Source organism: Sodalis sp. (in: enterobacteria) (assembly GCF_047607725.1).
Taxonomy (GTDB): Bacteria; Pseudomonadota; Gammaproteobacteria; order Enterobacterales; family Enterobacteriaceae; genus JBLKSS01.
The window spans coordinates 1-25,082 of sequence record NZ_JBLKSS010000015.1 but is presented as its reverse complement, the minus strand read 5'-3'; the positions used below and the strand labels follow the sequence as shown (position 1 = coordinate 25,082).

23 protein-coding genes and 5 pseudogenes are annotated in these 25,082 nt (G+C 57.3%); 11 read left to right on the top strand and 17 right to left on the bottom strand.

Annotation, left to right across the window (positions count from 1 at the left end; translation table 11 throughout):
* Window positions 1-21: 21 nt before the first annotated feature.
* From hpf to ACMX3H_RS01880, 5 genes and pseudogenes are all read left to right on the top strand, one after another.
* Window positions 22-309, top strand: coding sequence for a ribosome hibernation promoting factor (gene hpf, locus ACMX3H_RS01900; RefSeq protein WP_011410062.1), 288 nt, complete (start codon window positions 22-24; stop codon window positions 307-309).
* Between the two features lie 105 nt (window positions 310-414).
* Window positions 415-894 (top strand): PTS IIA-like nitrogen regulatory protein PtsN, encoded by a 480-nt coding sequence (gene ptsN / locus ACMX3H_RS01895; protein WP_415209591.1) that lies wholly within the window; start codon window positions 415-417, stop codon window positions 892-894.
* A gap of 93 nt (window positions 895-987) precedes the next feature.
* A complete protein-coding gene (gene rapZ, locus ACMX3H_RS01890) occupies window positions 988-1,842 on the top strand; it encodes an RNase adapter RapZ (RefSeq protein ID WP_415209590.1) in 855 nt (284 codons plus the stop codon).
* Window positions 1,839-2,112 (top strand): annotated as a pseudogene (npr, locus tag ACMX3H_RS01885) (PTS phosphocarrier protein NPr). The gene rapZ and the pseudogene npr overlap by 4 nt, the downstream one beginning before the upstream one ends.
* 549 nt (window positions 2,113-2,661) lie before the next feature.
* Complete coding sequence (locus tag ACMX3H_RS01880; protein ID WP_415209589.1) at window positions 2,662-3,162, top strand: Ail/Lom family outer membrane beta-barrel protein; 501 nt, start codon at window positions 2,662-2,664, stop codon at window positions 3,160-3,162.
* A 367-nt stretch (window positions 3,163-3,529) separates the two neighbouring features.
* On the opposite strand, the gene ACMX3H_RS01875 is transcribed toward ACMX3H_RS01880, so the two are convergent.
* The 15 genes and pseudogenes from ACMX3H_RS01875 to yceD form a co-directional block, all read right to left on the bottom strand.
* On the bottom strand, window positions 3,530-3,673 hold the full coding sequence (locus ACMX3H_RS01875; protein WP_415209588.1) for a hypothetical protein: 144 nt from the start codon (window positions 3,671-3,673) through the stop codon (window positions 3,530-3,532).
* A 239-nt stretch (window positions 3,674-3,912) separates the two neighbouring features.
* Window positions 3,913-5,275: pseudogene (locus ACMX3H_RS01870) on the bottom strand (cellulose synthase subunit BcsC-related outer membrane protein); the annotation flags it as partial.
* Window positions 5,276-5,786: 511 nt separating this feature from the next.
* A pseudogene (locus ACMX3H_RS01865) lies at window positions 5,787-6,407 on the bottom strand (YchF/TatD family DNA exonuclease); the annotation flags it as partial.
* Window positions 6,408-6,426: 19 nt separating this feature from the next.
* On the bottom strand, window positions 6,427-7,413 hold the full coding sequence (gene holB, locus ACMX3H_RS01860) for a DNA polymerase III subunit delta' (protein WP_415209606.1): 987 nt from the start codon (window positions 7,411-7,413) through the stop codon (window positions 6,427-6,429).
* Complete coding sequence (gene tmk, locus ACMX3H_RS01855; protein WP_415209587.1) at window positions 7,410-8,051, bottom strand: dTMP kinase; 642 nt, start codon at window positions 8,049-8,051, stop codon at window positions 7,410-7,412. Before tmk ends, holB begins: the two co-directional genes overlap by 4 nt.
* Entirely contained in the window at window positions 8,041-9,066 is a 1,026-nt protein-coding gene (gene mltG / locus ACMX3H_RS01850; RefSeq protein ID WP_415209586.1) for an endolytic transglycosylase MltG, read from the bottom strand. Before mltG ends, tmk begins: the two co-directional genes overlap by 11 nt.
* 84 nt (window positions 9,067-9,150) lie before the next feature.
* Window positions 9,151-9,948, bottom strand: a complete 798-nt coding sequence (gene pabC / locus ACMX3H_RS01845) for an aminodeoxychorismate lyase (RefSeq protein ID WP_415209585.1) — start codon at window positions 9,946-9,948, stop codon at window positions 9,151-9,153.
* Window positions 9,949-10,024: 76 nt separating this feature from the next.
* Window positions 10,025-11,255 (bottom strand): annotated as a pseudogene (gene fabF, locus ACMX3H_RS01840) (beta-ketoacyl-ACP synthase II).
* Between the two features lie 85 nt (window positions 11,256-11,340).
* Window positions 11,341-11,577 carry an acyl carrier protein gene (gene acpP, locus ACMX3H_RS01835; protein WP_011410921.1) on the bottom strand — a complete coding sequence of 79 codons (237 nt, stop codon included), beginning with the start codon at window positions 11,575-11,577 and terminating at the stop codon, window positions 11,341-11,343.
* A 154-nt stretch (window positions 11,578-11,731) separates the two neighbouring features.
* Window positions 11,732-12,466 (bottom strand): 3-oxoacyl-ACP reductase FabG, encoded by a 735-nt coding sequence (gene fabG, locus ACMX3H_RS01830; protein WP_415209584.1) that lies wholly within the window; start codon window positions 12,464-12,466, stop codon window positions 11,732-11,734.
* Between the two features lie 14 nt (window positions 12,467-12,480).
* Entirely contained in the window at window positions 12,481-13,410 is a 930-nt protein-coding gene (gene fabD / locus ACMX3H_RS01825; protein WP_415209583.1) for an ACP S-malonyltransferase, read from the bottom strand.
* Window positions 13,411-13,428: 18 nt separating this feature from the next.
* On the bottom strand, window positions 13,429-14,382 hold the full coding sequence (locus ACMX3H_RS01820; protein ID WP_415209582.1) for a beta-ketoacyl-ACP synthase III: 954 nt from the start codon (window positions 14,380-14,382) through the stop codon (window positions 13,429-13,431).
* 6 nt (window positions 14,383-14,388) lie between these two features.
* Entirely contained in the window at window positions 14,389-15,423 is a 1,035-nt protein-coding gene (gene plsX, locus ACMX3H_RS01815; protein WP_415209581.1) for a phosphate acyltransferase PlsX, read from the bottom strand.
* A gap of 16 nt (window positions 15,424-15,439) precedes the next feature.
* Window positions 15,440-15,610 carry a 50S ribosomal protein L32 gene (rpmF, locus tag ACMX3H_RS01810; RefSeq protein ID WP_415209580.1) on the bottom strand — a complete coding sequence of 57 codons (171 nt, stop codon included), beginning with the start codon at window positions 15,608-15,610 and terminating at the stop codon, window positions 15,440-15,442.
* 16 nt (window positions 15,611-15,626) lie between these two features.
* Window positions 15,627-16,148 carry a 23S rRNA accumulation protein YceD gene (yceD, locus tag ACMX3H_RS01805; protein ID WP_415209579.1) on the bottom strand — a complete coding sequence of 174 codons (522 nt, stop codon included), beginning with the start codon at window positions 16,146-16,148 and terminating at the stop codon, window positions 15,627-15,629.
* A gap of 142 nt (window positions 16,149-16,290) precedes the next feature.
* Between yceD and ACMX3H_RS01800 the strand changes: the two genes are divergently transcribed.
* Window positions 16,291-16,878: a Maf family protein gene (locus ACMX3H_RS01800; protein ID WP_415209578.1), complete on the top strand. Its 588-nt coding sequence runs from the start codon at window positions 16,291-16,293 to the stop codon at window positions 16,876-16,878.
* A gap of 29 nt (window positions 16,879-16,907) precedes the next feature.
* On the opposite strand, the gene rluC is transcribed toward ACMX3H_RS01800, so the two are convergent.
* Window positions 16,908-17,864 (bottom strand): 23S rRNA pseudouridine(955/2504/2580) synthase RluC, encoded by a 957-nt coding sequence (rluC, locus tag ACMX3H_RS01795; protein ID WP_415209577.1) that lies wholly within the window; start codon window positions 17,862-17,864, stop codon window positions 16,908-16,910.
* A 560-nt stretch (window positions 17,865-18,424) separates the two neighbouring features.
* On the opposite strand from rluC, the gene rne reads away from it, so the two are divergent.
* From rne to bssS, 5 genes and pseudogenes are all read left to right on the top strand, one after another.
* Entirely contained in the window at window positions 18,425-21,928 is a 3,504-nt protein-coding gene (gene rne, locus ACMX3H_RS01790) for a ribonuclease E (RefSeq protein ID WP_415209576.1), read from the top strand.
* Between the two features lie 165 nt (window positions 21,929-22,093).
* A pseudogene (gene pyrC, locus ACMX3H_RS01785) lies at window positions 22,094-23,162 on the top strand (dihydroorotase).
* Window positions 23,163-23,428: 266 nt separating this feature from the next.
* Window positions 23,429-23,677, top strand: a complete 249-nt coding sequence (gene dinI, locus ACMX3H_RS01780) for a DNA damage-inducible protein I (RefSeq protein WP_415209575.1) — start codon at window positions 23,429-23,431, stop codon at window positions 23,675-23,677.
* A 183-nt stretch (window positions 23,678-23,860) separates the two neighbouring features.
* A complete protein-coding gene (locus ACMX3H_RS01775) occupies window positions 23,861-24,139 on the top strand; it encodes a hypothetical protein (RefSeq protein ID WP_415209574.1) in 279 nt (92 codons plus the stop codon).
* A 193-nt stretch (window positions 24,140-24,332) separates the two neighbouring features.
* Window positions 24,333-24,581: a biofilm formation regulator BssS gene (bssS, locus tag ACMX3H_RS01770; protein ID WP_415209573.1), complete on the top strand. Its 249-nt coding sequence runs from the start codon at window positions 24,333-24,335 to the stop codon at window positions 24,579-24,581.
* Between the two features lie 326 nt (window positions 24,582-24,907).
* On the opposite strand, the gene ACMX3H_RS01765 is transcribed toward bssS, so the two are convergent.
* Window positions 24,908-25,082 (bottom strand): ATP-binding protein (locus tag ACMX3H_RS01765; protein WP_415209605.1); only part of this gene is annotated, 175 nt, incomplete at its 5' end.

Below are 25,082 nucleotides of genomic sequence, written 5' to 3'. Positions count from 1 at the left end.
TCTACAGAGAAGGAAGACACTATGCAGCTGAACATTACCGGACAGCATGTTGACATCACCGACGCCTTACGAGAATTTGTTACCACCAAATTCTCAAAGCTGGAACAGTTCTTCGATCGCATCAATCAGGTTTATATTGTCCTGAAGGTGGAGAAAGTTCAGAAGATTGCCGAAGCGACGGTGCATCTCAACGGTGGTGAGCTGCACGCGACTGCGGAAGCGGATGATATGTACGCCGCCATCGATCTGTTGATCGATAAACTCACGCGGCAGTTGAACAAGCATAAAGAGAAGCTGAAACAATATTAATTTAACCGTAGCCGACAACGCTACCTAAACCTCACATCGGCTCGTTATCCCTACGGTAACGGGCCGATGAGTCTTAAAGGTTAACCAGCGCCTAAGTGACCCGAAATGACTAACGATACAGCAATGCAAATTGATTCAGTGTTAAACATTGAATGTACCCGCCGCGACGTCCACTGCCAGAGTAAGAAAAGAGCGCTGGAAATTATCAGCGAACTGGCGGCGAAGCAGCTCAACCTGGCGCCGCAAGTGGTGTTTGACGCCGTATTGACGCGTGAACGCATGGGTAGCACCGGTATCGGTAATGGCATCGCCATTCCGCACGGTAAGTTGGAAGAGGACCCGCTGCGCGCGGTCGGGGTCTTTATCCGGCTTGAACAGCCTATCGCCTTTGACGCCATCGATAATCAGCCCGTGGACCTGCTGTTCGCGCTGCTGGTGCCGGCGGAGCAGTGCAAGGCCCATTTGCACACCCTGTCGCTGGTCGCCAAGCGGCTGGCAGACAAAACCGTTTGTCGCCGCTTACGCGCCGCGCAAAGCGACGAGGAGCTGTATCAGATTATGACCGAGACGGAAGACGGCGACTGATGTCGCAGCGCCGTCCCGAACGCGGGATGGAATGGGCGAGGCATGGCCGCATCGCCAGGGGATGACATAAGTAAGGCAGAGGGGTGTAGCGTCATGGTGCTGATGATAGTCAGCGGTCGTTCCGGCTCAGGTAAATCCGTTGCGTTGCGCGCGCTGGAGGACATGGGCTTTTATTGCGTCGATAATCTGCCGGTGCTGCTGCTGCCGCAGCTTGCCAGTACGCTGGCGGCGAGCAATATCTCCGCCGCGGTGAGTATCGATGTGCGCAATATGCCCGAATCGCCGGAAATTTTTGAACAGGCCATGGATAACCTGCCGCAGGCCTTTTCCCCGCAGCTGCTGTTTCTGGACGCCGATCGCAACACGCTCATCCGCCGCTATAGCGACACCCGCCGGCTGCACCCGCTCTCCGCCCGTAATCTGTCGCTGGAAAGCGCTATCGATGAAGAGGACTCGCTGCTTGAGCCGCTGCGCTCACGCGCCGATCTGGTGATCGACACCTCCGAGATGTCGGTGCATGAGCTGGCCGAAATGCTGCGCACCCGCCTGTTGGGCAAGCGCGAGCGGGAACTGACCATGGTGTTTGAATCCTTCGGCTACAAGCACGGTATCCCCATCGACGCCGACTACGTGTTCGACGTGCGTTTTCTGCCCAATCCCCACTGGGATCCCAAGCACAGGCCGATGACCGGCCTGGATCGCCCCGTGGCGGCGTTTTTAGATCGCCATACCGAAGTGCATAATTTTATCTATCAGACCCGCAGCTATCTGGAGCTGTGGCTGCCGATGCTCGAAACCAACAACCGCAGTTATCTCACGGTGGCGATAGGCTGTACCGGCGGCAAGCACCGATCGGTCTATATCGCTGAACAGCTGGCGGACTATTTTCGTTCTCGCGGCAAGAATGTCCAGTCCCGCCACCGCACTCTGGAAAAGCGCAAATCATGACGGTCAAACAAACGGTAGAGATAAAAAACCGCCAGGGGATGCACGCCCGGCCGGCAATGAAGCTGTTTGAATTGGTACAGAGTTTTGATGCCGAAGTGCTGTTGCGCAACGACAGCGGCACCGAAGCGGAAGCCAGCAGCGTTATCGGTTTGCTGATGCTCGACTCCGCCAAAGGGCGGATTGATCGAGGTCGAGGCCCCCGGGCCTGACGAGGTACAAGCGCTGGCGGCGGTGATCGAGCTGTTCAACGCCGGGTTTGACGAGGATTGACCCCTTCCCCGTCCGCCGCCTGCGCCCTACCCGGTTCAAGCCTGTCATAGGGCTACTCTCTCGCCGCACGTGAGTTCTCATCCCACATCGGCATTCACCGTCGACAAACGTTTGCCAGCCTGAACCCTAGCCGGCGGTCGACGCCGCCGGATGGTCCCGATTCGTAACCGGTCGGGCTATCAGCACCCGGGTGCGGGCAAATGCGTTCTTTCGAGCCACGGCCGGCCCATCACCGAAGAGCATGCCATTACGGTTGGGGATTTGATTCGAGCTTAATGTCAAGTCCAAGTCCTATATTTAGTTTAAGTTTAAATTCTAATCTCTTTTTTAATATTGATATTTAATCGTCATCTTCGATAATCAATCCACTTTGAAAATAAGTCTTCCCTGGCTATAAGCTGTCTCGTTTTTATCTCTTGACCACCGGCAGTCAAGGCCGTAATTTAATCGACATTCATATCAAGAACGTAAAATAAATAAGTCATATACCTTAGAGGCCGTTTGCGTGCGGCCAATTGAAAAGAGAATTATTAATAAAAGGATTTATTTATGAAATCGCTGTTTTTTATTATCGCCGTTGGCATTGCCTTATCGCAACCCTTCCCTGCCTTGGCCGAATTCCACAGCCTGAGCGCCAGTTACCTTCACAGCAATATCAAAATCAAAACCGGCGGCACGAAAGCCGACGCCGGCGCCTTGGACGGCATCAACGTTAAATATCGCTATGAATGGGGCGGCCCGCTCAGTCTTATCGGCTCGCTGAGCTATATGACCGCCAATGCCTACAGCCACCAGGTCTCTGAGAATAGGTTTCAGGAGGATGCACGGTATCGCTATAGCGCGGTTTCACTTGCGGCAGGGTCTGCCTGGCGTTTCAATGAATACGTCTCTGTTTATGGTATCATCGGCGTGAACTACGATGATTATTCATTACACGCCAGCAAGACCGCTATAAAGGCGGGCAAGTCGCCTACCACGCAACATTACCGAGATCAACGACAGAAAGCCGCCCTCGCCTATGGCGCAGGTGTGCAAGTTAACCCGGTATAAAATATGGTAGTAGACCTAGGCTATGAAGCCAGCCGTTTCAACCATCGCGGTTTAACCTTTACCCGGAACGCGCTACTTTTCGGCGTCGGCTATCGTTTCTGACCGCTGAGCCGGCGCGCACGGCGGCGTCCCTCCTCTCCCTTCGCCGTCTAAGACGTCTCGCCCTCGGTGACTTGGTGCCTGTTGATAAGGTAAGCGCGGTAAGGTGGCATTGAGGCTAGCGAAGCTAGTGAAGCCAGGCTGTGTCCCTCAATTTATCATGGCAGAATATCTGCCTGATTTATGGAAAAAATACAATTATGGCTCACTATGATCTGCCCGATGCAGCCTGGGCATTGTTACTACCCATACTCCCGACAGAACGTCCTCAGAAGCCACTTGATGCCGTTGAATCGCATCGGACCTGCGTTGAGCACGTCCGCAACACCATCGACCATTCGTAAGCGCCCCGTGGAGGACGTCTTGAATTATTGGTGGGTTTGTTGTAAGGCCCGGTAAGAATATGTTCCACTACGATGCCTAGTGAACCCGCATCCTATAAGGGACGGCTGTCAGATCATGGATAATCCGGCGATGATAGTGTCCACTTAAATTTTAATGGACACTATCACAAACTTCAGAACCACTAATTTCATATCACTCAAACCAGGATGGAAATAAAAGTTATTTAAATCAATACAATGTGAAAATGCAATGAGCATAAGCGTGTAACGTAGGTTTACTGTCTCATACAACAAACCCACCAATAATTCAAGACGTCCTCCACGGGGCGCTTACGATTTTATAAACCCCTTTAGCATGGACGTTATAGCCGACGCCATGTTCGCTACTGCCGCTGTAATAGGCGTCACCGGCATAGCCATTCGCCACCAGGGACGCCATTTCCGCCTGCATGTCGGGGTTGTTGGGATAATAGTCGCTCTTATCCTGATTATAGGATTGATAGCCGATAGCGCCACCCAACGTCAGATTCCAGTCGTCGAAGGTCTGAATGTAGTCAACCGGCAGCGAGAGGCTGATATAGTTTTGCGGGCTGAAGTAGCCTCCCTGACCATAGCTGAAATAGCTCAGATTGCGATCAAACGCCATCCAGGTCAGGTTCACTCCGCTGCGCAGTTCGCGGCCGTCGGCGCGATAGGGGCGGAAATAGACCCCCGACGAAGCGTTCATACCGGTGTTGCTTTTGACGTTGTCGCCCAGGTAGCTGTAGGCGCCCAAACCTGCATACAGACCAATGTCGCCATCGTCATAGGCGTATTGCACGCTGCCGCCGTTGCGCGTTACCTGGCCCCAATGTTTCCCGCTAATCGCGTCGCGCGCCGACGTAGGCCAGCAGACTGTCCGTGACCGCCCGTCGTTCGGCGCGGAAGGTTAACTGGCTGAAGTTCGATAGCCGGGGCGACCATTCGATACCGCCTACCCAGGAGGCCATATCGTTATCGGTTCCGAGCGGTGTCGACCCCACGTCGACTTTATAGTGATCGCCCTTCAACGCCAGGTTAACCTCGGTCCCCGTCGCTTTCTGCGCGCCGGAAGAATCGGCGACGTAATCACCATTGTTGATGCTATCGCTGGTGGAGGTATTGGTCGTGGTGCTGGTGGCGCCGTCGGATCCGGTGGTGGTGGAGGTTGTCGCGGCGTTGGCGACCCGCTGGCCCTGCTGTAGCGCGCCGGTGCCGAAACGATTATTGGCGGAGCCGGAAGAGCTGCCCGCATCCAGAGAAACGGGCGTAACCGTTAGGCTAAGTCGGGCGTTATCGGCCGGCACGCCGGAAATCGTTAGCGGGGTTTTTACTTCGGTCAGATTGCTTAGGCCGTTTTCGCCGTCGCGGCGGCGCACCGCCACTTCGCCCTGCGCCCAGGTGGCGGTTTTCTCTCGGACCTGGTTCATCAAATCGTTGATTTGCGTCAGCGTCCGGGTCTCCGGCGGAGCGGTCGGCGTCGGGGCCAGCCTCACACCGATGGGCGCCGTGGTGGCGCCGTGGCCTGCTGCCAGGGCAGCACCGTACCGTAGTTTGAGCAGAATGCGCGCCATATCCAGCCGCACCCAGACGTTAGAGGGCTGTTTTTGTAGCGCCTCATTAAGCCGCGCCAGCGCCTGCTGAGTATCGCCCGCCTGTAACGCCTGCTGGGCCTACCTGCGCAGCGGATCCACGCTGTTGCCGGCAACCTCGCGCGGGCGTTCATCGGCGGGCAGGGTTTGCAGCAACTGTTGAGCGTCGCGGGGCTTATTTTCCTGGCGCAGCGTGTAATAAGTAAGCGCCCCTTGGAGGACGTCTTGAATTATTGGTGGKTTTGTTGTAYGRSMCRGTAARMMTAYGTTACACACTTATGCTCATTGCATTTTCACATTGTATTGATTTTAATAATTTTTATTTCCATCCCGGTTTGAGTGATATGAAATTAGTGGTTCTGAAGTTTGTGATAGTGTCCATTAAAATTTAAGTGGACACTATCACAAACTTCAGAACCACTAATTTCATATCACTCAAACCGGGATGGAAATAAAAGTTATTAAAATCAATACAATGTGAAAATGCAATGAGCATAAGCGTGTAACGTAGGTTTACTGTCTCAAACAACAAACCCACCAATAATTCAAAACGTCCTCCACGGGGCGCTTACGGGGAATCCGTCTCCACCAGGAGCCGATCGAGAGGAATATAGCGCGCCGCCACGCGCAGCGCTTGTGCATTGCGGAAGGTGACAATACCGGAGAAAGAGATGTAGAACCCCATATCCAGCAAGGCCTTGGAGGTCGCCTGGTCTTCGGTAAAGCAATGAAGCACGCCGCCGCAATCGCTGGCCTGCTCCTCGCGCAAAATGCGCCAGGGTGTCTTCACGGGCGCTGCGCGTATGCACGATGACCGGCTTATTCAGCGCGGCGCCCCACGCGAATATGTTCACGGAACACCGCCTGCTGCTGCGCCTTGTTATCCTGCTGGTAATAGTAATCCAGACCGGTTTCACCGAGCGCCACCACGCCCTTCCCCGCCGCCAGACGCCGCAGCTCCGCGAAATCGTATGGTTCATCAAGATTCAGGGGATGGATACCGCAGGAAAATAGCACATCAGCGCGACGGCCGATCATGGCCGTCATGGCATGAAAGCCGGGCAATGTGGTACAGACCGCCAGCATCAGTTTCACATCGCGCGCGCGCCTTGGCCGCGACATCCGCCACATCCCGGTGCAGCGCTTGGTAATCCAGGCCATCAAGATGGCAATGGGAATCAACTAAAAACATAGTTCAACCTTATCCTACATCACAGGGAAGCATAGGTATGGGCAACGCCCTGCTCCCAATTAAGCAAGTAGTGGGTCAGCAATAATTCGCGATTGACGCCGCTTATCTCCTGGCACTGGCGCAAACACTGCAGCCACTGCGCGTACAGTACGCCGGCCGGCCAGCGCGCCGCCAGCGCGGCAACCAGCGACGTCCTGTCGGCGTTGACCAGAAATTCCTGCGCGCCCTGCTGCCATTTCAGCGCATCGGTCAACAGGCTGAGCAGCCAATGCAGCGGCTCGTCATCTTTATCGCGATTCAGCGCCGGCAACAGCGCCAAAAAATCGCCGTTGGCAAGCGCATTCTGCAACGCCGCGCACAGCGCCAGACGCGCCTGCCAGCGCGCCGGCTGCAGCAAGATCTCCGCCGCCAGCGGCGCGTTGGCGCACAGGCGCAGCGCGGTGCGGACCGACAGCGGCTCGTCATGGCCCGCCTGCCGTAACCAGCGCAGGCCCAACGCCTCATTCGGGGCCGGCAGCGGCCAATAGAGACATCGGCTTCTCAGCGTCGGCAACAGACGCGCCGGCGTTTCACAGACCAGCAAAAAATAGGTGTCCTCCGGCGGCTCTTCCAGGGTTTTCAACAGTGCGTTGGCCGCCTGCTCGGTGAGTTGCTCGGCGTGGGGCAGCCAGACCACTTTCACGCCACCCTGGCGGGCGCGGCCATAGACGCTATCGATAATGGTGCGGATACTGTCCACCCCCAGCGTCTGTCGCCCTTTTTCCGACTCCGGTTGATAAAAGTCGGGATGATTGCCGGCCATCATCAATCGGCAGCTGTGGCAGACGCCGCAGCTTTTGCTACCATCCGGCTGCCGGCACATGAGCCAGCGGCTAAGGGCATAGCACAGCGATGCCTCGCCGTTGCCGGGCTGGCTATGCAGCAGCAGGGCGTGATGTCCACGCCCTTGCTGATAACGAGACAGGATTTGCCGGTAGGGGGCGTTGAGCCAGGGATACCATTTCATGGCGACGGCGCCAGCGCGCGTAGCCATTGCGTCAGCCGGGCGCGGATCGCGGCGCTCACCGCGGCGAGCGGCTGGCTGGCGTCAATGGTTACTATACGGTCATCCGCCGCCGCCAGCGCCTGATAACGCGCGCGGGTGCGCTCGAAAAAGGCCAGCGACTCTACTTCGATCCGATCCAGCTCACCGCGGGCGCGGGCGCGGGCCAGACCGAGCGCCGGCGGAATGTCCAGATACAGCGTCAGGTCGGGCCGGAACGCTCCCAGTACCGCATCGCGCAGTGTTTGCAACAGGCGCGTATCCATGCCGCGCCCCCCGCCCTGATAGGCCTGGGACGAGAGATCGTGGCGGTCGCCCACCACCCAGGCGCCGCGGGCCAGCGCCGGCTTAATAACCCCTTCCACCAGTTGTACCCGCGCGGCGTAAAGCATTAGCAATTCCGCGCGATCGGTGACGAGCTCGTCGCCCACGCCGTCTTTAATAAGCGTGCGCAGCACCTCCGCCAGCGGCGTACCGCCCGGTTCGCGAGTAAACACCACATCGCGAATACCCTGCTGACGCAGAACGTCCACCACCTCGGCAATCGTGCTGGTTTTGCCGGCGCCTTCCAGCCCCTCGATCACGATGAATTTACTGTTCATGGTTTTCCTTTGAGTTCTGCCGCTGGCGATAGTGCTGTACCGCCTGGTTATGGCTCGCCAAATTGGTGGTAAACACATGACCACCACGCCCGTCGGCGACGAAATAGAGGTAGGCGCTTTTCTCTGGATGCGCGGCGGCCTCCAGTGAAGCCTGACCGGGCATCGCAATCGGCGTCGGCGGTAGCCCGGTAATGATATAGGTATTATACGGCATCGGCGCCGTTAAATCCTGCCGCGTAATACTGCCGCGATAATTTTCGCCCATACCGTAGATGACCGTCGGGTCGGTTTGCAGTTTCATGCCGATACGCAGCCGGTTAATAAATACCGACGCAACGCGCACCCGCTCCTCCTTCACCCCGGTCTCTTTCTCAACGATGGATGCCATGGTCAACAGCGCCTGCGGCGTCTTGTACGGCAGGCCATCGGCCCGTCCCTGCCAGATCTGCGCCAGAGTGGTATTCATGCGCTGGTGGGCGCGCTTGAGGATCGCGCTCTCGGGGGTATTGGCGGTATAAAGATAGGTGTCGGGATAGAATTGCCCCTCCAGCACGCTATCCGCCGCCTCACCGAGTTTTGCGCCCAGCGTCTGCGCTGTGGCGCCCTGCAGATCGTGTTTCATATACGGCGCCCGCCCGAGAATGACCAGCCACTCTTTCAGCGTCGATCCTTCGATAAAACGGATGAAAAACTGCGCCTCTTTGCCGCTGACCAGCAGTTGCAGCAGATCACGCACCGTCATTCCCGGCTTCAGCCGATAGGTGCCGGCCTTGACCGGTGTCAACGACGGCTCCAGCTCCATCAGCCACGGCAGCCAGCCGAGATGTCGCGCCAAATGCTGTCGACGCAGCAAGTGTTGCAGACCGTCGCGACCAGTTCCGGCCGGCAAGGTAAAAATCGTTTCCTGCTTGAGGATCAATGGCTCAGCGGCAAAGTGTTTGATCCGCAACAGGCAGCCGACGGCCAGCGCTACCAGCACCAGCGGCAGGATGATGAGAAGCCCTTTCTTTTTCATCGATGAGTTCACGTTCCCTTCCAAACCAACATGCCGGTCGCACACCGGCCAAAATCAACATAACGACTTCACGTCCAGCGTCGGTCAACAAAGCGGGCTAAGCTGCAGGTAGAGCGTTCTGTCGGCATACTGCCTGGTGTCTATCGCCCGCACCGGCACCACCGGCAACAGGGCATTGGTGATAAACACCTCATCCGCCGTGGTCAGGGCGTCGGGCCCGACGCTCACTTCCTCCAGCGTGTAGCCTAGCGCCGGCAGCAGCGACATGACACGGCGACGCATCACGCCGGCGACGCCGGCATAACGTAGCGCGGGCGTGAACACCTCTCGCCCCCGGCGCCAGAAAAGATTGGCGCTGCAACACTCCACCACAACACCCTCGGTATCCAGCACCAGCGCTTCATCCGCGCCATCGCGGTCCAGGTGGGCGCGGACAAGCACCTGCTCCAACCGGTTATTGTGCTTGATACCCGCCAGCAGCGGATTGCGCGCCAGGCGCACCGGGCTTTGGCTGAGCCGCACCCCCCCCTGGCGCCAGCGGGGATATTGCGCCGGCGCAGGCGTTCGCGAAACGATGCGCTGCGGTGCGTCGCAGCCGCGAAAGCTATAGCCCCTGCCGCCGCTGCCGCGGCTTATCAGCACTTTAATAACGCCATCGCCGCCGCCGTGTGCCGCCGCCAACATTTCACGGCGCAGGGCGTCGGCATCGAATGGCGCGAACAGTAACCGCTGCCCCGCCAGCGCCAGCCGTTCGAGATGCCACGCCAGCAGAGGAATGTCTCCGTCAAGCAACCGGGTGGTGGTAAAGAAACCATCACCGAAATGTACGGCACGATCGGTGAGCGGCAATTGTGCCTGCGGGATACCGTTGATCCAATACATTTCGCCTCCTGTGGGCCGATCGCGGAAGACTAAAAAAAAATGGCCCGATAACGGGCCATTAGGCAACATGCTACGATTAAATCGCGCGGAACACCAGCGAGCCGTTGGTCCCGCCGAAGCCGAACGAATTGCACAAGGTGTAATCCATTCCCTTGACCTGACGCGCTTCTTTCGGCACATAGTCCAGATCGCAGCCTTCGTCGGGATTATCCAGGTTAATGGTCGGTGGAATCGCCTGATCGCGTAACGCCAACACGCTGAAGATTGCTTCGATAGCGCCGGCCGCACCCAGTAGATGTCCCGTCATCGACTTCGTGGAGCTCACCATCACTTTGCCGGCAGACTCGGCGAATACCGCCTTCACCGCCTGGGTTTCGGCTTTATCGCCGGCGGGCGTCGAGGTACCGTGCGCATTGATGTAGGCCACCTGCCCGGCGTTATGCCCGCATCGCGTAGCGCATTGATCATCGATCGCGCGGCGCCGTCATCCGGCGGTGAGGTCATGTGGTAAGCATCGCTGCTCATGCCAAATCCGACCACTGCGGTGTAGATTTTCGTGCCGCGCCGTTTGGCATGCTCATACTCAGCACCATCACGCCCGTGCCGTCGCCAAGAACGAAACCGTCACGGTCGCGATCCCAAGGACGGCTTGCGGCCTGGGGATTGTCGTTGCGGGTCGACAGCGCCCGCAACGCGCCAAAACCGCCGACGCCCAGCGGCGTACTGCCTTTCTCGGCGGCCCCCCGCCAGCATGACGTCCGCGTCGTCATAAGCGATAATGCGCGCCGCATGGCCTATATTATGCACGTCGGTGGTACAGGCGGTGGCAATGGAGATGCTTGGCCGCGCAGGCCACACATGATGGACAAATGGCCTGCCACCATATTGACAATGGTCGAGGGCACGAAGAACGGACTGATTTTACGTGGTCCGCCGTTCACCAGGGCGCTGTGGTTCTCTTCAATCAACCCCAGGCCGCCGATACCCGAACCGATAGCCGCGCCGATACGATCGGCATTTTCTTCGGTTACCACCAGGCCAGAGTCCTGCATTGCCTGGAGGCCGGCGGCGACGCCATACTGGATGAAGGCATCCATCTTGCGGGCTTCTTTACGCGACAGATAATCTTCAGAATTAAAATTTCTAACTAAGCCTGCAAGACGTGTTGCATAGGCAGTAGTATCAAAATGGTCGATCAGGCCGATGCCACTCTGTCCGGCAAGGAGCGCGCTTCACGTAGATTCTACGGTATTATCGACAGGAGACAACATGCCAAGTCCGGTCACAACTACTCGACGCTTAGACACGTTTGTCCTCCAGGGAGGGAAAATAGTTTACTGTGGGACTAAAAACTTAGGCGGTCGAGTGACCGCCTAGGGTAGGGATGTTCGCTTACTGCTGGCTTGCCTGAATAAAATCAATCGCTGCCTGAACAGTAGTGATTTTCTCAGCTTCTTCGTCCGGAATTTCGGTATCGAACTCTTCTTCCAGCGCCATTACCAGCTCAACGGTGTCAAGAGAGTCAGCGCCGAGGTCGTCAACAAAAGAAGCATTATTTACGACTTCTTCTTTCTTAACGCCCAGTTGCTCAGCGATGATTGCCTTAACGCTTTCTTCGATAGTGCTCATACTCTTAAATTTCCTATCAAAACTCGCTTACGCGATGGTTTTCGTAGTGTATAAAATGTTGAAAAAGATGCAACTCAATCCCGGCTGGTCGAACCACGATTTTATGCTATTTTGCGGTTTTTACCACAAATAACGCAAATGATTTTCGTGCTTTTTACAGCATATACATGCCGCCATTGACATGTATCGTTTCGCCGGTAATGTATGCTGCCTCCTCAGAGGCGAAAAAAGCGACAGCACTGGCGATTTCTTTCGGATAGCCGAGACGATTTGCCGGAATCTGGGACAAAATGCCCGCACGGTGCTCATCTGTCAACGCTTCGGTCATATCTGTCGCGATAAATCCCGGCGCCACCACATTGACCGTAATGCCGCGCGAGGCGACTTCACGCGCCAGCGATTTACTAAAGCCAATTAAACCCGCCTTGGCGGCGGCATAATTGGCTTGTCCCGCATTGCCCATGGCGCCAACAACAGAACCGATTGTAATAATTCTGCCGTAGCGCTTTTTCATCATGGCCCGCAATACCGCTTTGGACATGCGGAATACGGACGTCAGATTAGTATCAAGAATAGACTGCCATTCATTTTCTTTCATGCGCATCAGCAAATTATCACGCGTAATGCCCGCATTATTCACTAAAATATCCGCGTCGCCAAATTCCGCGCGCATTTTCTCTAAAAAAGCCTCGATGGAATCGTTACTGGAAACATCCAATTCCATTCCTTTACCGCTGTCGCCCAGATAGGCGCTGATGGCGGTCGCGCCCGTTTCACTGGTAGCGGTACCAATCACAGTCGCGCCACGCGCCGCGAGCGTTTCCGCTATCGCGCGGCCAATACCCCGGCTAGCGCCGGTCACCAGCGTAATTTTACCTTCAAAGCTCATCTGTAACCCCAATGTTAATGTTCAATCGCTGCGGCCAGCGAGGCGGGATCATTCACCGCCGCGCCCGACAGGGTGCCGACAATACGTTTGGTCAGGCCGGTAAGCACTTTACCAGGGCCGACTTCCAACAATACCTCTACGCCCTGGGCCGCAAGGTACTCCACGGTTTCAGTCCAGCGGACCGGGCTATATAGCTGGCGCACCAATGCTTGGCGGATGGCCGCTGGATCCTGCTCCGCGCGCACATCAACGTTGTTGATCACCGGGATCCGCGGCGCGACAAATGTTACCGCTTCCAACGCCTGCGCCAGTTTTTCTGCGGCGGGCCTCATCAGGGCACAATGGGACGGCACGCTGACCGGCAACGGCAACGCGCGCTTGGCCCCGGCTTCCTTACAGAACACGCCGGCCCGTTCCACCGCTTCCTTATGCCCGGCGATTACCACCTGACCCGGCGAATTGAAATTCACCGGCGAAACCACCTGCCCCTGAGCCACCCGTTCACAGGCGGCGGCGATAGCATCGTTATCCAGCCCGATGATAGCGGACATTGCGCCGCTTCCGGACGGTACCGCTTCCTGCATAAGTTTGCCGCGCAGTGCCACCAGCGCGATCGCCGCGGTGAAATCCAGACTGCCGGCGCAGACCAGCGCGGAATACTCGCCCAGACTGTGGCCGGCCAGCAGCGCCGGCGCCCGTCCGCCCTGCTGCTGCCAGACGCGCCATAGGGCAACAGATGACGCCAATAATGTCGGCTGGGTCTGCCAAGTTTTGTTCAGCTCTTCAGCCGGGCCTTGCTGCACCCGCTGCCACAAATCATAACCCAGGGCAGCGGAAGCTTCGGCAAACGTCGCCTCGACCACCGCGTGATCCGCCGCCAGCTCCGCCAGCATCCCCACCGTCTGGGAGCCCTGTCCTGGAAATACCATGGCAAAAACAGTCATTATTATGCTTCCTGTAGATTAAAACCGTAACAGCGCCGAACCCCAGGTGAAACCGCCGCCAAAGGCTTCAAGCAGCACCAGCTGTCCCGGCTGAATGCGACCGTCGCGCACCGCTTCATCGAGCGCCAGCGGCACCGAAGCGGCGGAGGTGTTGCCGTGCCGATCCAGTGTGACCATCACTTTTTCCATGCCCATTCCCAGGCGCTTGGCGGTGGCGGTAATGATGCGCAGGTTGGCCTGATGCGGCACCAGCCAATCCAGCTCGCTGCGATCGAGCGCGTTGGCGCTGAGCGTTTCGTCGACGATATGCGCCAGTTCGGTGACCGCCACCTTGAATACTTCGTTGCCCGACATCGTCAGGTAAGCGGAGGCGGCGGGATCCAGGCGGTTGTGATACGGAAGCGTCAGCAGATCGCCATAGCGGCCATCGGCGTGCAGATGCGTGGAAATGATGCCCGGTGTCGCCGAGCGTCCGAGCACCACCGCGCCCGCACCGTCGCCGAACAAAATCAACGTACCGCGATCCTCGGGGTCCAGGGTATGGCTTAACGTATCGGACCCTACTACCAGCGCATACTCGACCACGCCGTTTTTGATATAGGTATCCGCCACGCCGAGTGCATAGGCAAAACCGGCGCAGGCCGCCGCCATATCGAAAGCGATGCAGTCGTTAATCCCCAGGTCGCGCTGAATCTGACAGGCTGAACTGGGAAAAGCGTGACTAGACGAGGTCGTGGCGACAATCACCATGCCGACTTTCTCCGCCTCGATGCCGGCCATATTCAGCGCTTGTTCAGTGGCATGACGCCCCATACTGGAGACGGTTTCATCGGCACTGGCGATGCGGCGTTCGCGGATGCCGGTTCGGGTGATAATCCACTCATCCGAAGTGTCCACCATTTTTTCCAGGTCGGCGTTGGACCGGATTTGCGCCGGAAGATAGCTACCGGTGCCGAGAATCTTAGTAAACATGTACGCTTAATCACTCTTGGGTAGTACCGCATCCAGGCGTGCGGCAATCCGCTCCGGGATCTGCCGCTCCACCGCTTGCATTGCCTGTTCGATAGCGGCGGTAAACGCGCGCTGATTTGCCGCACCGTGGCTTTTAATTACGGTGCCTCGCAAACCTATCAGGCAAGCGCCATTATATTGGTCTGGATTCAATTGCCCGAATTGACGAATCTGGCGACGTTTCATCCAGCGCTTGACCCATTGAATCGGCCAACCCTGCCTGCCGCTTTCCCCAGAGGATTTCAGCAATGACAGAAAAACTCTTATCACCCCTTCCATGGTCTTTAATGTGACATTACCAACAAAACCGTCACAGACCAGGACATCGGTTTTTCCCGTCAATAATTTATTGGCTTCAAGATAGCCGATATAATTGATTGACGGAACATCTCGTAACAGTGCCGCCGCGTGCTGAATAGGGTCGAGGCCCTTGGTTTCTTCCTCGCCGATATTTAAAAGCGCCACGCGCGGGTTATTCACCCCCACGATGTGCTCCGCCATCACCGCGCCCATGACAGCGAATTGCGCCAGCATCGGACCATCGCAGGCGACGTTGGCGCCCAAATCCAGCACGACCGTTTTGCCCTGCTTTTGATGGGGTAAAACCACCATCAGCGCCGGCCGCTCGATACCGTCAAGGGGTTTTAGCACCAGCTTCGCCAGCCCCATCAGCGCGCCGGTATTGCCGGCGCTGACGCAGGCCTGGGCGCGACCGTCCTTGATAAGCTCCAGCGCGACGCGCATGGATGTCCCGCGGCTGGCCCGTATGGCCTGCGACGGTTTGGCGTCACTGGTAATAACCGATTCAGCGGGTATGACCGTCAATCGCTCGCGCAGAACGGAATCGGTTTTTACCAGTAAAGGATTAATCGCTGCGGGATTGCCGACGAGCAGCAGTTCAAGTTGCGGATATGAGACCAGTGCCTGCAATGCTGCAGGCACCGTCACGGCGGGACCAAAGTCACCGCCCATTGCATCTAACACAAGGGTTAGACGTCTCAATGTATCGCCTTAGGAATTACTTGGCGATAACTTTACGACCGCGGTAGAAACCGTCGGCGGTGATGTGGTGACGCAGGTGGGTTTCACCGGAAGCTTTGTCCACTGATACAGTGGAGGTGGTCAGCGCGTCGTGAAAACGGCGCATACCACGTTTGGAACGGGTGGGTTTGTTTTGTTGTACAGCCATGGACCTTACTCCTCGATTACTTATGCTTTAAACTGGCTAATACGGAAAATGGATTAAGTTTTTCCGCCTCGGCGGGTAGTTTACCAAATACCTGTTCCGTTGCGGACACTTCACAGTGTTCAGGATCATGCACCGGCTCGATAGGCAAAGAAATAATAATTTCATCTTCAATCATTGCCAACAAATCCACCTCGCCAAATTCATCGACGTAGACCGCCTCGTACGCTTCCGGCAACGCCTCAGCCTGTTCGGCGCTGACGACCGGACTGAAACTGAATGTCGTATGAACCTGATGCGCGAACAGCTGGTTGCAACGCTGGCAGCGCAGAGTCACCTCTACATCCGCGTGGCCGCTAATCACCGCCAGGCGCTGTTTATCGATTGCGAACGATAACGCGGCCTCGACATCACTCTCCACACTCACCACGGATTCGGCAACACGCGTTACCCGCTCAGGCGCATAGACACCAGCGTAGTCCAGGCGTTTCTGAGCGGTGCGTACCGCATCAATGGTCAAGGGTAATTTTACCTTTTGCATAGGGCGCGCATATTAACTTTGTAACGGGCGGGAGTCAAAGAAAAAGGGTGTTTTGCACCGCTTTTCCCCCATATTCGCATTATTGACACCGGACAGTTTAAAATGCGGCGGTCATTTTCGCCATACTGCGGGTAACAGTGTAATGAATAAAATTGTGTTGGCCTCCTCTTCTTCCCCTTACCGCAGCGCGCTGCTGGAGAAACTGAAAATACCGTTTGATTATCTGGCGCCGGATATCGATGAAACCCCGCTCGCCGGCGAAACGGCGGCGCAAATGGTGCGGCGTCTGGCCAGCGCGAAAGCACAGGCGCTGGCCGACAGGTATCCCCGCCACCTGATAATCGGTTCCGATCAGTGCTGCGTGTTAGAGGGCCAGATCGCAAGCAAGCCGCTAACGGAAGCGAATGCCATCGCGCAGCTCACCCGCGCTTCCGGTAAAGCAGTAACGTTCTACACCGTCCTGGCGCTGCTCAACAGCGCCAGTGGGCGGCTGCAGACGTGTATGGAGCCCTTTGTCGTCCATTTCCGGACGCTGGAAGACGCGGAAATCGCCGGCTATGTGCGTTTGGAACAACCTTTGCAGTGTGCGGGCAGTTTTCAGTGCGAAGGCTTGGGGATCGCGCTGTTCGAGGCGCTGGAAGGCCGCGATCCCAATACCTTGATAGGGCTGCCGCTGCTGGCGCTCGCCGACATGTTGCGCCGAGAGGGGGTGAACCCGCTGCGGGCGTAACCGTTAACAGCCGGCATGCGCCCTGGCGGCTATTTATAATGGGCGCGCAGATACAGCAGGCACTGGCGCAGCGGCGCATCCAGCGGCGCCTCTATCCGCAGCGTTTCGCCGCTGCCGGGATGATCAAAGCGCAGCGCGGCGGCGTGCAAAAACAGGCGATTCAGGCCGCATCCTTTCAGTTGCTGATCGAACGCGCCGTCGCCGTAGCGATCGTCAAACGCAATGGGATGGCCGGCATGTTGGGCATGAACCCGAATCTGATGGGTGCGCCCGGTGACCGGACTCGCCCTAACCAGCGTGGCCAGCGTAAACCGCTCTTCCACTTTGAAACGGGTTTCCGACGGTTTACCCTCGCTGTTTACCCGCACGATGCGCTCGCCGCTGGCGAGGATATTCTTCAGCAGCGGCGCCGCGACCGTTTTGACGTGGGACTGCCACTGACCGCGCACCAGCGCCAGATAGTCCTTTTGCATCCCCTTAGCGCGCAATTGCTCATGCAGCACACGCAGCGTCGATCGTTTCTTGGCCACCAACAGCACCCCGGACGTGTCCCGATCCAGGCGGTGAACCAATTCCAGAAAGCGCGCATCGGGGCGCAGGGCGCGCAGGCCTTCAATGACGCCAAAACTCAGACCGCTGCCGCCATGCACGGCCGTGCCGGCCGGTTTATTCAGGATCAGCAGATAATCGTCTTCACAGAGCACGGCGTCATTTAACGCGGCGACTTTATCCAGCCCGGTGGAAACAGGCGCCTGCTCGTCATCCGACCGTCGTACCGGCGGAATACGCACTTCATCATCATTTTGCAGTTTGTATTCCGGTTTTACCCTTTTTTTATTGACGCGTACTTCACCTTTACGCACGATGCGGTAAATCATGCTTTTCGGCACCCCTTTGAGGCGTGTACGCAAAAAATTGTCTATCCGCTGACCGGCTTCGTCTGCGGAGATGGTGATAAAATGTACGCCGGGATTATTCTCATTCATGGGCCGGGATTCTAAATATACCGACACCATAGCGCCACTTCTTTTTATATGCTTAACTGTGGTTTCATCGGTAAAAGGTTTTTTCTGGTCCGGTGGCCTCGTTACGCTATTCTGTGAGAAGCCATCAGGATGGGTCTGATACTTGTCATCGATGGCTAAAGTCGTCTTGCTATATGCGTGTCAGCAGTGGAATAATGCATTTACTTTCCACGTTTTCGCGTCTAAGACGAGTAATCGAGGAATTTTGAATTTGTCTGGTTTAGCCTAAACGCGGCAATGGCGTAAGACGTAATGGCTAATTCGGGCAGTTAGCGGGCTGCGGATTGCAGCTTGGTCGGCAAAAGGAATCCGTTCTGGCAATAACCATCAGACGTTATTCCCCTGTAAAAGTGCTGTTTTCCATTATGGGAAACAGTCTACCGAAATAATGCGCCCCTTAGCAAGCGACAACCGTGAGGTTGACGGCTTTGCGCCAAATCACGGGGTCGTCGGTGATTACCCGGCCATGCGGTTTTTTGCCCGCAGCTCTGATGCCAATGCATAAAAATGAGTAAGTTACGATGAAAAGAATGTTAATTAACGCAACTCAACAGGAGGAGTTGCGCGTTGCTCTGGTAGATGGCCAGCGGCTGTATGACCTGGATATTGAGAGCCCCGGGCATGAGCAAAAAAAAGCCAATATCTACAAGGGTAAAATCACCCGTATTGAACCCAGCCTGGAAGCGGCGTTTGTGGATTATGGCGCCGAGCGCCACGGTTTCCTTCCCCTTAAAGAAATTTCCCGCGAGTACTTTCCTCCTCAATATTCTTCCCATGGCAGACCCAATATCAAGGATGTGCTGCGTGAAGGTCAGGAAGTCATCGTGCAGGTGGATAAAGAGGAACGGGGTAATAAGGGCGCGGCGCTGACCACCTTTATCAGCCTGGCCGGCAGCTATCTGGTGCTGATGCCGAACAACCCGCGCGCGGGCGGGATTTCGCGCCGTATCGAAGGCGACGACCGCACCGAGCTGAAAGAAGCGTTGTCCTCCCTTGAACTTCCTGACGGCATGGGGCTCATCGTCCGCACCGCCGGCGTCGGCAAATCAGCCGATGCGCTGCAATGGGATCTTGCCTTTCGCCTCAAACACTGGCAAGCGATAAAAAAAGCCGCCGAAGGGCGCCCTGCGCCGTTTTTGATTCACCAGGAAAGTAATGTTATCGTCCGCGCTTTCCGCGATTATTTACGGCCCGATATTGGCGAAATCCTGATCGATAATCCTAAAGTGCTGGATTTGGCGAAAGAGCATATTGCGTCGCTTGGCCGCCCGGATTTTACCAGTAAGATTAAACTCTACAGCGGTGAAATCCCTCTGTTCAGCCACTACCAGATCGAATCACAGATTGAATCCGCATTTCAGCGTGAAGTGCGGTTGCCCTCCGGCGGTTCCATTGTCATCGACACCACCGAGGCTCTTACCGCCATTGATATCAACTCCGCGCGTTCAACCCGCGGCGGCGATATTGAAGAAACCGCTTTCAATACCAACCTTGAAGCGGCCGATGAAATCGCCCGTCAGCTGCGCCTGCGCGACCTGGGCGGCCTGATCGTTATCGACTTCATCGATATGACGCCGGTGCGCCATCAGCGGGAAGTGGAAAATTGCCTGCGCGAGTCGGTCCGCCAGGATCGTGCCCGTATTCAAATAGGCCGCATCTCCCGCTTCGGCCTGCTGGAGCTCTCCCGCCAGCGTCTGAGCCCGTCGCTCGGTGAATCGAGCCATCACGTCTGCCCCCGCTGCGGCGGCACCGGCACCATCCGTGATAACGAATCCCTTTCCCTTTCCATACTGCGACTTATCGAAGAAGAAGCGCTGAAAGAGAATACCCACGAAGTTCATGCCATCGTGCCGGTTCCCATCGCCTCCTATTTGCTAAACGAGAAGCGCGAAGCCGTCAACGCCATCGAGAAACGCCAAGGCGGCGTACGGGCGATTATCGTCCCGAACGATCAAATGCAGACTCCGCATTACGCGGTGTTGCGCGTGCGCAAGGGCGAAGAGGCCCCGACGCTGAGCTACCTGCTGCCACAATTACACGAAGCGGAAATGATCCAGCCGTCTGAGGAGCCCGCCGCAGAGCGCAAGCGCCCCGAGCAGCCGGCGCTGGCGGCTTTTGTCATGCCCGATCCGCCGCTAGCCAGCGAGAAACCTGCCGCCGCCGTAGAGACCGCGGTCGCTTCCCGCGGCCTGTTCGGCCGCCTGGTCGCCGGCTTCAAATCCCTCATCGGCACGCCGGCGCAACAGACGGAAAGCAACGCCGCCGAAGCGGTAGTCGTCGAGACGGCGCCCGAGGCGGAAACGCCGCGCCGTCAGGAGCGTCAGGATCGCCGCGGTCAACGCCGTCAACAGAATGGCCGCCGCGAGCGCAACAACGAGCCGACCCGCGCCGGTCAGGAAAGCCGCCAGCCGCGCGAACGCCGCGAAGGTCGTGACGATGCGCGCCACAAGCGTCCCCAGGCCGTCACCGAGACGGAGACCACGGGAGATATGATTGGCGAGACCCAGCAGGAAGAGCAGGTGCAACAATCGCGCCGTGAACCCCGCCAGGATCGCCAACGGCGCCGTCAGCAGGAGCCGAAAGCGCAGATCGCCGAGCAGGAATTGAAAGCGCTGCCGGCCGAGATAGCGCCAGACGACAACGACACCGCCAGCGAGGAAGATAAACCGATTCAGGCCGAGCCGCGCCGCCAGCGTCGCACGCTGAACCGCAAAATCCGCGTCGGCGATCGGGCAGCCCTCCCCGCCGCCGCGCCGGCATCAGACGCGGCGGAAAGCGCTACGGCCACATTCAATGCGGCGGTGGAAAGCCAAGATGACGATATCGACGGTGCGCAAGGCGAAAATGATGCCGCGCTCGAGGCCGGCAATGTCGACGGCGGACGTAACGGCAACGAGGCGTGCTTGCCGCGCCGTTCCCGCCGTTCACCTCTTCATCTGCGCGTCAGCGGCCAGCGCCGTCGCCGCTACCGTGACGAACGTTATCCGCTCTCATCGCCGGTACCGCTTACCAGCGCGGTGGTGTCGCCTGAAATGGCTTCGGGTAAAGTGTGGGTGAGCTATCCCGTCACCCCCATTGAGCAACCGGAACATGACGCCGGCGCCGATGTGGCCGCGGGTACCAATGCCACCACCGTGCGCCAGGAACAGGCGGCGTTTGCCGTTACGCCGGCGGGCGAAGCCGCGGTCGCGACGGTCAGCGAGGTGCTGAACAGTCAACAGCTTCCGCAGCCAACGCTGGTCCCGTTGGTACCGTCACCTGCGCAGGAGGCTGCCGCTGATGAAGTACCGCCGGTGATCGCCCCCGACGAGCAGCCGGTGGCGCAACGGCAGATTGAGCAGGCGGAACCGGCCGCAGGCAGCGCCGTGACGTCAACGGCTCAGGATGTCGACGACCTGCCGCAAACGCCAGCACAGCCCAATGCCGTGCCGGCCACCTCCAGCGCCGAAGCCGCCCCGCTGTCGTTTGAACAAAGCGATGAAGAACGTCCAGCCGATTTGGCGCCGTCGCAGCAGCCGGTCGCGTCCCATGACGACGCACGTCCCGTTAATCAGGCGCCGGACCTTACGCCGTCTGCGACGCACAATGCGTCACGCCCTGACGACACGGCCAATGCGGGCACGACGACGGATGCCGCCGCAGTTTCCGAGCCGTTCCCCGGCGCCGCATTGCCCCCGGTCGTTCCGGCCGCGGACAGCGAGAATGTCGGCACTACGCAGTCAACACCATCCGCGGCGGCTGAAGACGTCGCCCGTCATATGCCGCCGCCCGTCAGCCCGCCGCCGACGCAGGAAGGACGCCCGTTGACGGTAACGCAAGACACCCCCGCAATGCGTTTCAAGCATCATGCCAGCGCGCCGATGACCAAAGCGCCAGCGCCGACCTATACGCCTTCGCCGCTGCCGGTCAGCGACTGGCAACGGCCGGATTATCGGTTCGACGGTCGTGGCGCCGCCGGCGGCCACGCCGCGGATAAGCAGGCGACCGCCCCGGCAACCCGTCCGGACACGCCGGATCCGCTATAACGCCTCACAACTCAGACCCGCTTCGGCGGGTCTTTTTTTGTCCGCGTGGCGTCCCGCGATGGGCCAAGAAATTGATGCAATGACCGCGCTTTACTCTTATTCTTGTACCCCGCCGTTATGTTCAAAGCGCTTTAACTTTACCCTGCTTAACTGGAGCTAGACCCCATGACCGTACAGCCCGCAGTACTGAAAATTCGCCGGCCGGACAACTGGCATGTTCATTTGCGCGACGATGATATGTTGCGCACGGTGCTGCCCTACACCAGCCGTTATTTTGGCCGGGCGAGCATCATGCCCAATCTGACACCGCCCATTACTACCCTCGCCCAGGCGATAGCCTACCGCGAACGTATTTTGGCTGCGCTGCTGGCGGGTCACCGCTTTACGCCGTTGATGACCTGTTATTTGACGGATTCGCTGGACAGGCAAACGTTGATTGATGGGCACCGCCAGAGGGTGTTTACCGCCGCCAAGCTCTATCCGGCCAATGCCACCACCAACTCCCAGCACGGGGTCACCAATATTGCCGCGATTTATCCCCTGTTCGAGGCGATGCAGACGATCGGTATGCCGCTGCTGATACATGGAGAAGTGACGGCGGGGGATATTGATATCTTCGATCGCGAGGCGCGCTTTATTGAACAGGTCATGGCGCCGATCCGCCGTCAGTTCCCGGCGCTGAAAATCGTTTTTGAACATATCACCACCAAAGAGGCCGCCGACTATGTGCTGGCCGGCGATGCGTATTTGGGCGCCACCATTACCCCGCAGCACCTGATGTTCAACCGTAACCATATGCTGGTGGGGGGGGGTCGACCGCATCTTTAACTGCCTGCCGATCCTTAAGCGCAACGTGCACCAGCAGGCTTTGCGCGTCGCGGTGGCCAGCGGCTGCGACCGCCTGTTTCTCGGTACCGATACTGCGCTGGGCGCCAGAGCGCGTAAAGAGTCGGACTGCGGCTGTGCCGGCGTTTTCAACGCCCCCACCGCCCTGCCGGCCTACGCTACGGTATTCGAGGAGATCGGTGCGCTGGCGCATTTGGAAGCGCTTTGTTCGCTTAACGGCCCGCGCTTCTACGGTTTGCCGCTTAACGAGGATTTTATTACGCTGCGCCGTGAGGCCCATCGCCAACCTGCGACTATCTCTCTGGCGGACGGCGATGGCGAGACGCTGGTGCCCTTCCTTGCCGACCAGACGCTGAATTGGACAGTGGTTGACGAAAGCGGTCAATAACCGGACGGCCTGGCGCCGGGCGCAACCTTAGTCGTGCGCCACCGGGGCCAGACCACGGGGATGCGGGCGCTGCCTGATTCCCCCACCGACGCCGAGCGGGTCACCGGCACTGCCGGCATCCTATCGCACCGCCTCATCATCCGGTCTGGCGTGTTCCGCCGGGGAACGTCAAGCCATAGCCATCGCAGCAAAACGCCCATACCGGTTGCACCCTCTCACAATATACTGTATAAATAAACAGGCTCTGATACAGTGAGAACAAACAAATGCGAATTGAAATCACCCTCGCCAAATCGACACCGCTTCCTGCCGGTGCCCTGGAGGCGTTGAGCAAAGAACTACATCTGCGCATTGATAAACGATTTTCCGACTCCCAGCTTCAGGTACGGTATGCCAGCGCCAACGGCATTACCGTCCTGGGCGGCAGCAAGGAAGACAAGGCGCTTATCACCGACATCCTGCAAGAGATGTGGGAAAGCGCCGATGACTGGTTTGACCCGCACTCTCCACAATAAGATTTTGTTGTACTGTCGCTTGCCGGGTTCGCTACCCGGCTTTTTTTTATTCCTTTTCGCCCAAATACGCAGGCTTTCGCTGAAAAAATTCCCAATGCGGCTTATGATAGGGGATAGGCCGCCCTTGGCCTATTCATTGCCTGTATCTATCCAAGACGGCACCACCGCTTTCGGGAGAACACCATGACGCCGGAAAAGCCAGAAGAAGCGATGACCTTCGGTGAGTTACTGCAATTGATAAGTGAACAGCAGCGCCGGCTGAGCGTGCTGGAAATCGCTTTTTCCTATCTTTCATTCAGCCTGGATGAAAAAGCAAATCAGCTGCTGATTCATAACCTGATGCTGGAAGCACAGAACCAAAACCGCGATGCATTGATGCAGAAATATTTCGCACAATTAGCGGAAGAGCTGGCCCGTCGCGTAATGCCGGTGACGCTGCCTCCCGCGCCACGGCAGGATTAACCGTCGCGCCGCGCGGGCCGCAGCCGCTCATGGTGGCGCGCTCAGTAACCCTTTGCGACGTTTCCTATTACAAAAAAAGTCTCTAATTGCGAAAAAATTTGAAAAAGGCGGGTATAATGAAGCTACCTGCGAACCAGGAGATGCCAGAACCTCATAGTCACTCAAATCATAACGAGTCAAAAAAGGGGTATATATGGACAGAAAAAACGAAATCATTCATACACACCCGCTGGTCGGCTGGGACATTAGTACGGTAGATGCCTACGATGCCATGATGATTCGCCTGCATTATGTCAATTCCCCTGACCAGGCCACCGCCGATGCGGAAGTTGACCGGACATTATGGCTCACGACCGATGTCGCCAAGCAGTTGATTTCCATTCTCGAAGCCGGTATCGCCAAAATAGAATCAACGGAACACCTGGATTACCGCAAACATTAGTTCTATCACCCCTGATGTCACCCGCTGCCCCGTCGCGGGTGATTTTATTTTACGTAAGCTTTATTTCAGACAGATGACCCTATTCGAGCTTCCGGACTATTATTACACTTATCTCACCCGGCGCGACAGCCGGCGGAACACAGTCAGGAGCATCAGGGTATGGTTTACGATTTAATTGTCATCGGCAGCGGTTCCGTGGGGTGCAGATTCCGACGTATCCGATCATCTGTTCCGGCGACATCCGATCAGTTATTCCGATATTTTCCGATCACCCATTCCAGTGATATTCGATCACGTGTTCGCTCATCTTCTGACTCGGTTTTAGTCTATTTTCCTGTGCTGGCTACTCCTTGCTCTTTGTGTAGTGATTCGCCTTTAAGTTCCAGTCGATAGCTGGGGTGTACTAGCCGATCGAGTAACGCGTCAGCTGTCGTGGGGTTTTCTATCAGTCCATACCATTTTTTTACCGGCAGTTGACTGATCAGGATGCTGCTGCTTTTG